Genomic DNA, 6,589 nt, shown 5'->3' on the forward strand with positions numbered 1-6,589 from the left:
GGGTTATGCTCCCCTCAAGGCGCGCAGGAGGGGGGCGCTATGCGCGCAGTTGTGGCGGCGCTGCTATGCGGACGTCCGCTCGTCCCCGGAGGAGAGACTGCCCATGCGCTTCGACGAGTACCGTTCCCACGACGCGGTGGGCCTCGCCGCCCTGGTCGCGAAGAAGGAGGTGACGCCCGGCGAGCTGCTGGACGTGGCGGTCGCGCGGATGGCCGAGGTCAATCCGAAGATCAACGCCGTCACCCGCGACATGACCGACCTGGCGCGGGGCGCGCCGGCGGGATCGGGGCCGCTGGCCGGCGTGCCCTATCTGCTGAAGGACCTGGGCGCGGCCTACGGCGGCGTGCCGACGACCTATGGGTCGAAGCTGTTCGCGCAGGTGGTCCCGGCGGCCGACAGCGCCATGACGCGGCTCTACAAGGCCGCGGGCCTGAACATCTTCGGCAAGACCAACACGCCCGAGTTCGGCATCTGGCCGGTGACCGAGCCGCACCTGCTGGGCGTCTGCCGCAATCCATGGGACCTCGACCGGACGCCGGGCGGTTCGTCGGGCGGGGCCTCCTCGGCGGTGTCGGCGGGCATTGTGCCGGCGGCGCACGCCAGCGACGGCGGCGGCTCGATCCGCATCCCGGCGGCCTGCTGCGGCCTCTTCGGGATGAAGCCGTCGCGGGGCCGCGTCTCGTTCGCGCCGGGCGGCGAGGGCTGGGCCGGCGCCTCGATCCAGCACGCCGTGACGCGTTCGGTCCGGGACTCGGCGGTGCTGCTGGACGCCGTCTGCGCGCCGCAGCCGGGCGACCCCTACTTCCTCAGCGTTCCCGAGCGGCCGTTCGCCGAAGAGGCGGGCCGCGACCCCGGCAAGCTGCGGATCGCCTTCTTCGACGAAGCGCTGACGGTGGGCTCGGTGCTGGATCCCGAGGTGGCCGAGGCCGTGCGCGAGACGGCGAAGCTGTGCGAGGGCCTGGGTCACCATGTGGCGTGGGCGAAGCTGCCCGGCGACCACTCGGCCATGCAGGCGGCGGCGCGGACCATCCTGTGGGCCAGCGTCGCGGCCAACATCGAGGCCGAGTGCGAGCGCCGTGGCCGGCCCCTGGCCGAGGGCGAGATCGAGCCGGCCACCTATGACATCTACCGCCGCGGCAAGGAGACGGCCGCGCCGGCCTATGTGCGCGCGGTCCAGGCGGTGCATGCCTACGGACGCGCGGCGGCGTCCCTGTTCGGGACCTACGACGTGCTGCTGCTGGCCACCCTGGGCCGCCCGGCAATCCCGATCGGCCATCTGTTCGAGAAACCCGAGGAGACGGTGCAGCGCCTGTTCTCGTACATGCCCAACACACAGGCCTTCAACAATTCGGGCCAGCCGGCGATGACCGTGCCGCTGGCCTGGAGCTCGGGCGGCTTGCCGATCGGCCTGCAGTTCGCCGCGCGCACGGGCGAGGAGGCGCTGCTGTTCCGCCTGGCCGGCCAGCTGGAGCAGGCAAAGCCCTGGTTCGACCGCGTGGCGCCGCTCTAGGCGCCGACCTTGCAACGACGGGCCTGCAAGTCGGGGGTGCGTGCCGGGACGGGACGCTCCGCTCCCCGGCGGCCTGGCCGGACTCGGGGGTGTGGCCAGGCGCTCGGCGCCTGGGGGGGCGTCGGCCCAGGCGGTCCGGCCGGTGGCGCGTAAGGGTCACAAGGCTGCTGGACGGACCGCCTGAGGCGAGCGCTATACGGGCCTGCCCCGTCTTTGCTGGATCAAGTAGGCGGCGATCGCGCCAGTGGCCACGAGGCCGATCAGCAATGTCGACACCGCATTGATCTTGGGGTCCACGCCCAGCCGCACCTGGCTGTAGAGCCGCATGGGCAGCGTGGTGGCGCCGGGACCCGAGGCGAAGCTCGCGATCACCAGGTCGTCCAGCGACAGGGTGAAGGCCAGCATCCAGGCGGCGCCGACGGCCGGGGCGATCACCGGCAGGGTGACGAGCAGGAACGCCTTCCAGGGCGGACAGCCGAGGTCCTGCGCCGCCTCCTCGAGATGGCGGTCGAAGCTCGACAGCCGCGCCTGGATCACCACGGTGGCGTAGGCGAGCGTAAGCGTCGCGTGGCTGAGCGTCACAGTCCAGAAGCCGCGCGGCAGGCCGATGGAGACGAACAGCAGCAGCAACGACAGGCCGAGGATCACCTCGGGCATGACCAGGGTGGCGTAGATGCCGCCGGCCAGCATAGTGCGGCCGCGGAAGCGCCCCGCGCGCACCAGCGCCACGGCGGCGAGGGTCGCGACGACGGTCGCGAGGGTGGCCGAGAGCGCGCCGACCCTGAGCGTCACCCAGATGGCGTCCAGCATCTGGGCGTCTTCGAACAGCGCCCGGTACCAGCGGGTGGAGAAGCCGCCCCATACGGTGACCAGGCGGCTCGCGTTGAAGGAATAGACCACCAGCACGACGATGGGCGCGTAGAGGAACACGAGGCCCAGGACCACCGAGGCGATGTTGAAGGCGGAGGGACCCTTCCTCATCGCAGCACCTTGGCCTGCTGGCGCTCGAACAGCAGGATCGGGGCGGTGAGGGTCGCCAGCAGCACGATCGCGACGGCTGAGGCGGCCGGCCAGTCGCGGTTGGCGAAGAACTCGGTCCAGATGACCCGGCCAAGCATCAGGGTCTCTGAGCCGCCCAGCAGGTCGGGGATCACGAACTCGCCGGCCATGGGGATGAAGCAGAGCAGCGCGCCTGCCGCCGCGCCGGGCAGCGAGAGCGGGAAGGTCACGCGCCAGAAGGCGGCGAGTGGGGTCGCGCCCAGGTCCTGCGCCGCTTCGATCAGGCTCTCGTCCTGGCGGTCGAGCACCGCGTAGAGCGGCAGCACCATGAAGGGCAGGTAGGCGTAGACGAGGCCCAGCAGCACGGCGGTTTCGGTGTTGAGGATGTCGACCGGCGGCAGCCCCAGCTTGGCCAGCACGACGTTCAGGACGCCGGCCGGTTTCAGGATCGCGATCCAGGCGTAGATGCGGATCAGGGAGCTGGTCCAGAACGGCAGGATCACGGCCAAGACGAGGGCCTGGCGCAGTCGCGGCGGACAGCGGCTGATTCCGTAGGCGATGGGGTAGCCGATCACCAGCAGGAAGCCCGCGCCGGTGGCGGCCAGGCGCAGGCTGGAGAGGTAGGCGTCGAGGTAGAGGCGGTCCTGCGTCAGGCGGACGTAGGTCTCGCCGTCGAGGCCGCCCAGGAACGCGCGCGCGCCCGCCAGGCCCTGGCTCCAGTCGATGCGGGGCTCGTAGGGCGGCATGGCCAGCGCCGTGTCCGAAAGCGACAGCTTGGCCACCAGCAGGAACGGGAAGGCGAAGAAGATCGCCAGCCACAGGAAGGGGAGGATCGCCGCCAGGCGCGAGCGCTCGCGCCTCACCGGGTCAGCACCACGGCGCTGGAAGGCTCGAAGGTGAGCCAGACGGGATCGTCGCAGCCCAGCGGGCGGACGGTGGATCGGGTGGCGTTCGCGCGGGCAGCCCGGATGGTGCGGCCCGGCGCCGTCTCGACGAGGTAGGTGGTCCAGTCTCCGAGGTAGCCGTAGTCGAGGATCTTGCCCGCCACGGCGTTGTCGCCCGCGGGCTGCGGCTCGGCGTGGACGACGATCTTCTCGGGGCGTACGCCGATCCAGGCGGTCTCGCCGACCGGGCCTGCGCCCTCGGCCTCGAACGCGCCTTCCTCGGACAGCAGGCGGACGCGGCCGCCCTCGGATACCGCCACGCGGCCCTCGAACAGGTTTATGTCGCCGATGAAGCCCGCGACGTAGCGGTCCGCCGGGGCCTCGTAGATCTCGGCCGGACGGCCCACCTGGACGATCCGGCCCTCACGCATGACCGCGATCCGGTCGGCGACGACCATGGCCTCGTCCTGGTCGTGGGTGACGATCATGAACGTCATGCCCAGGCGCTGCTGCAACGCCATGAGCTCGAACTGGGTCTCTTCGCGCAGCTTCTTGTCGAGGGCTGCCATGGGCTCGTCGAGCAGCAGGATGCGCGGGCGGGGCGCGAGCGCGCGGGCCAACGCCACCCGCTGCTTCTGGCCGCCCGAAAGCTGGTCGATCCGCCGGCGGCCCAGGCCTTCCAGCCGCACCAACGCCAGCATCTCCTCGACTCGCGGGCCGATCTCGGCGCGGGGAACGGCCTGCTGCTTCAGGCCGAAGGCGACGTTCTGGGCGACCGTCAGGTGCGGGAAGAGGGCGTAGGCCTGGAACATCATGTGCACCGGCCGCCGGTGCGGCGGGTCGTGCTGGACGGCGCGATCGGCCAGGAGGATGCGCCCGGCGTCGGGCTGCTCGAACCCGGCCAGCATGCGCATCAGGGTGGTCTTGCCGCAGCCCGAGGGACCCAGGAGGGCGAAGAACTCGCGCTCGTAGATCGACACGCTGACGTCGTCGACGGCCGTGGTCTCGCCGAACGCCTTGGAGACGCCGTCGAAGCGCACCAGCGGCCGCGCCTGCGGGTCTTCCCAGGGCGCGAAGGTCTCGCGGACGCCCCCGATCTGCGGCCGGAGGCTGTGAGGCCTTGTGCTCACCGGCCGGTCAGCACCCGGGTCCACTGGCGGTTCACGTCGCGCAGCAGGTCCTGGTCCTTGGTGGTGGTGACGAACAGGCGCTTCGAGACCTCGGGCGACAGATAGACGTTCGGATCGGCCCGCAGGTCCTCGTCCACCAGCGGGGTCGCCGCCGCGTTGGGGTTGGCGTAGCGGGTGGCGTTCGACGCCTTGGCGATGACCTCGGGCCGCAGCATGAAGGCGATGAACCTGTGCGCCGCCGCAGCGTTCGGGGCGTCCTTCGGCACGGCGAACACGTCGAACCAGATCTGGCTGCCCTCCTTGGGAACGGCGTAGGCGATGTTGACGCCGTTCTTGGCCTCGTCGGCGCGGTCCTTGGCCTGCAGCACGTCGCCCGAGTAGCCGATGGCGACGCAGATATCCCCGTTGGCCAGGGCGTCGATGTACTCGGACGAATGGAACTTCTTCACATAGGGCCGGGCCTTGAGCTGCGCCGCGGTGGCCGCGTTGTACTCGTCGGCTGCCTTCGAATTCGGGTCCTTGCCCAGGTAGTTGAGCGCGACCGCGTACATGTCCTCGGACGCGTCGAGGAAATAGACGCCGCAGTCCTTCAGCTTGGCCAGTACGGCGGGGTCGAACACCACCGCCCAGCTGTCGACCTTCATGTCGCCCAGGCGCTGGCGCACCTTGTCGACGTTGTAGCCGATGCCGATGGTGCCCTGCATGTAGGGGACCACGTACTTCCCGCCGGCGTCGAAGGGTTCCATGTGGGCCCGCATCTCGGGCGACAGCTTGTCGAGGCCCGGCAGCTGGGCCTTGTCCAGCGGCTGGATCGCGCCCGCGGTGATGTAGCGGGGGACGTTATGGTTGGACGGGACGACGAGGTCGTAGCCCGTGCCGCCCTGCAGGACCTTGGTCTCGAGCACCTCGTTGGAATCGAAGGTGTCGTAGGTGACCTTGATCCCGGTCTCCTTGGTGAAGTCGGTGAGCAGCGCCGGGTCGATGTAGTCGGACCAGTTGTAGATCCGCAGCGTGCCGCCCGCCGGGGCGTCGGCCTTCTCGGCCGTCTTCGGGCTGCACGCCGCCACCGCCAGCACCACGCCCAGCCCCAGGGCTCTCCACCATCCCGCCATACCGGAATCCCCACCTTCGATCCGGTGCAGGTTATAGGTCGCTTCGGACCCACGTTAAGCGCGAATCGCCGATGAGCCCGTCCTGGACCGCCCTGCTGCCGATCCTGATGCTGATCGGCTCGAATGTGTTCATGACCTTCGCCTGGTACGGGCACCTGAAGGTCGAGAAGGGACCGCTCTGGATCATCGTCCTGGCCAGTTGGGGTATCGCGTTCTTCGAGTACTGGCTGGCGGTGCCGGCCAATCGCATCGGCCACGCCGTCTATTCCGCGGCCGAGCTGAAGACGATGCAGGAAGTCATCACCCTGGCAGTATTTGCGGTTTTCTCGGTGACTTACTTGGGAGAACGCTTGACGGCGAACCATGTGATCGGCTTCGCCTTCATCGCGCTCGGAGCGGCCTTCGTTTTCAAGGGACCGCTCTGACGGCGCGGACAAGGGGAGAAGAAGAGATGTTCAGGATGGCGATGGCGGCGGCGGCCGTGACGCTGGTGGCCGGTGCGGCCTGGGCCCAGGCGCCGGCGGCGCCTTCGGTGGTGCGCGGGACCGTCACGGCCATGGACGCCTCGTCCCTGACCGTGAAGGGCCAGAAGGGCGTGACCAAGGTGGCGCTGACGCCGAACTGGTCGGTGGCGGTGATGAAGCCGGTCGAGCCCGACGCCATCAAGCCCGGCAGCTTCATCGGCACGGCCGAGATGCCGCAGAAGGACGGGACCGGCAAGTCGCTGGAAGTCCACGTCTTCCCGCCCGGCGTGAAGATGGGCGAGGGCCACTACGGCTGGGACAAGAAGCCGGGCTCGATGATGACCAACGGCACCGTCGGCACCGTGGTCGCGGGCAAGAAGGGCAGCCGCCAGCTCGAGGTCAACTACACCTACGGCAAGCGCACCATCACGGTGCCGAAGAACGTGCCGATCGTGCAGATCACCGGCGGCACGCGCGCCCAGGTGAAGCC

At 69.8% G+C, this 6,589-nt stretch carries 7 protein-coding genes; 3 read left to right on the forward strand and 4 right to left on the reverse strand.

The features are described from left to right. Positions 1–103: 103 nt before the first annotated feature. The gene (locus VGD44_RS00195) at positions 104–1,510 is read left to right on the forward strand and encodes an amidase (protein ID WP_331082626.1); all 1,407 of its coding nucleotides are present in this window, start codon (positions 104–106) and stop codon (positions 1,508–1,510) included. A gap of 192 nt (positions 1,511–1,702) precedes the next feature. On the opposite strand, the gene VGD44_RS00200 is transcribed toward VGD44_RS00195, so the two are convergent. Genes VGD44_RS00200 through VGD44_RS00215 form a run of 4 tightly spaced genes read right to left on the reverse strand, consistent with a single transcriptional unit; the run spans position 1,703 to position 5,635 of the window. Next, positions 1,703–2,491, reverse strand: coding sequence for an ABC transporter permease (locus tag VGD44_RS00200; RefSeq protein ID WP_331082628.1), 789 nt, complete (start codon positions 2,489–2,491; stop codon positions 1,703–1,705). Next, complete coding sequence (locus VGD44_RS00205) at positions 2,488–3,372, reverse strand: ABC transporter permease (RefSeq protein WP_331082630.1); 885 nt, start codon at positions 3,370–3,372, stop codon at positions 2,488–2,490. Before VGD44_RS00205 ends, VGD44_RS00200 begins: the two co-directional genes overlap by 4 nt. Further along, positions 3,369–4,523 carry an ABC transporter ATP-binding protein gene (locus VGD44_RS00210; RefSeq protein ID WP_331082632.1) on the reverse strand — a complete coding sequence of 385 codons (1,155 nt, stop codon included), beginning with the start codon at positions 4,521–4,523 and terminating at the stop codon, positions 3,369–3,371. The genes VGD44_RS00205 and VGD44_RS00210 overlap by 4 nt, the downstream gene beginning before the upstream one ends. After that, positions 4,520–5,635 (reverse strand): polyamine ABC transporter substrate-binding protein, encoded by a 1,116-nt coding sequence (locus tag VGD44_RS00215; protein ID WP_331082634.1) that lies wholly within the window; start codon positions 5,633–5,635, stop codon positions 4,520–4,522. Before VGD44_RS00215 ends, VGD44_RS00210 begins: the two co-directional genes overlap by 4 nt. 71 nt (positions 5,636–5,706) lie before the next feature. Between VGD44_RS00215 and VGD44_RS00220 the strand changes: the two genes are divergently transcribed. Both VGD44_RS00220 and VGD44_RS00225 read left to right on the forward strand, forming a co-directional pair. Then, on the forward strand, positions 5,707–6,060 hold the full coding sequence (locus tag VGD44_RS00220; protein WP_331082636.1) for a DMT family protein: 354 nt from the start codon (positions 5,707–5,709) through the stop codon (positions 6,058–6,060). A gap of 26 nt (positions 6,061–6,086) precedes the next feature. Continuing rightward, the coding region (locus VGD44_RS00225) for a hypothetical protein (protein WP_331082638.1) at positions 6,087–6,589 on the forward strand (503 nt) is incomplete at its 3' end.

Origin of the sequence: Phenylobacterium sp., from assembly GCF_036402295.1 — a bacterium.
Taxonomy (GTDB): Bacteria; Pseudomonadota; Alphaproteobacteria; order Caulobacterales; family Caulobacteraceae; genus Phenylobacterium.

Coding starts and splice junctions, on each gene's coding strand:
- VGD44_RS00195 (WP_331082626.1), top strand. CDS start 104: ATGCGCTTCGACGAGTACCGTTCCCACGACGCGGTGGGCCTCGCCGCC.
- VGD44_RS00200 (WP_331082628.1), bottom strand. CDS start 2,491: ATGAGGAAGGGTCCCTCCGCCTTCAACATCGCCTCGGTGGTCCTGGGC.
- VGD44_RS00215 (WP_331082634.1), bottom strand. CDS start 5,635: ATGGCGGGATGGTGGAGAGCCCTGGGGCTGGGCGTGGTGCTGGCGGTG.
- VGD44_RS00220 (WP_331082636.1), top strand. CDS start 5,707: ATGAGCCCGTCCTGGACCGCCCTGCTGCCGATCCTGATGCTGATCGGC.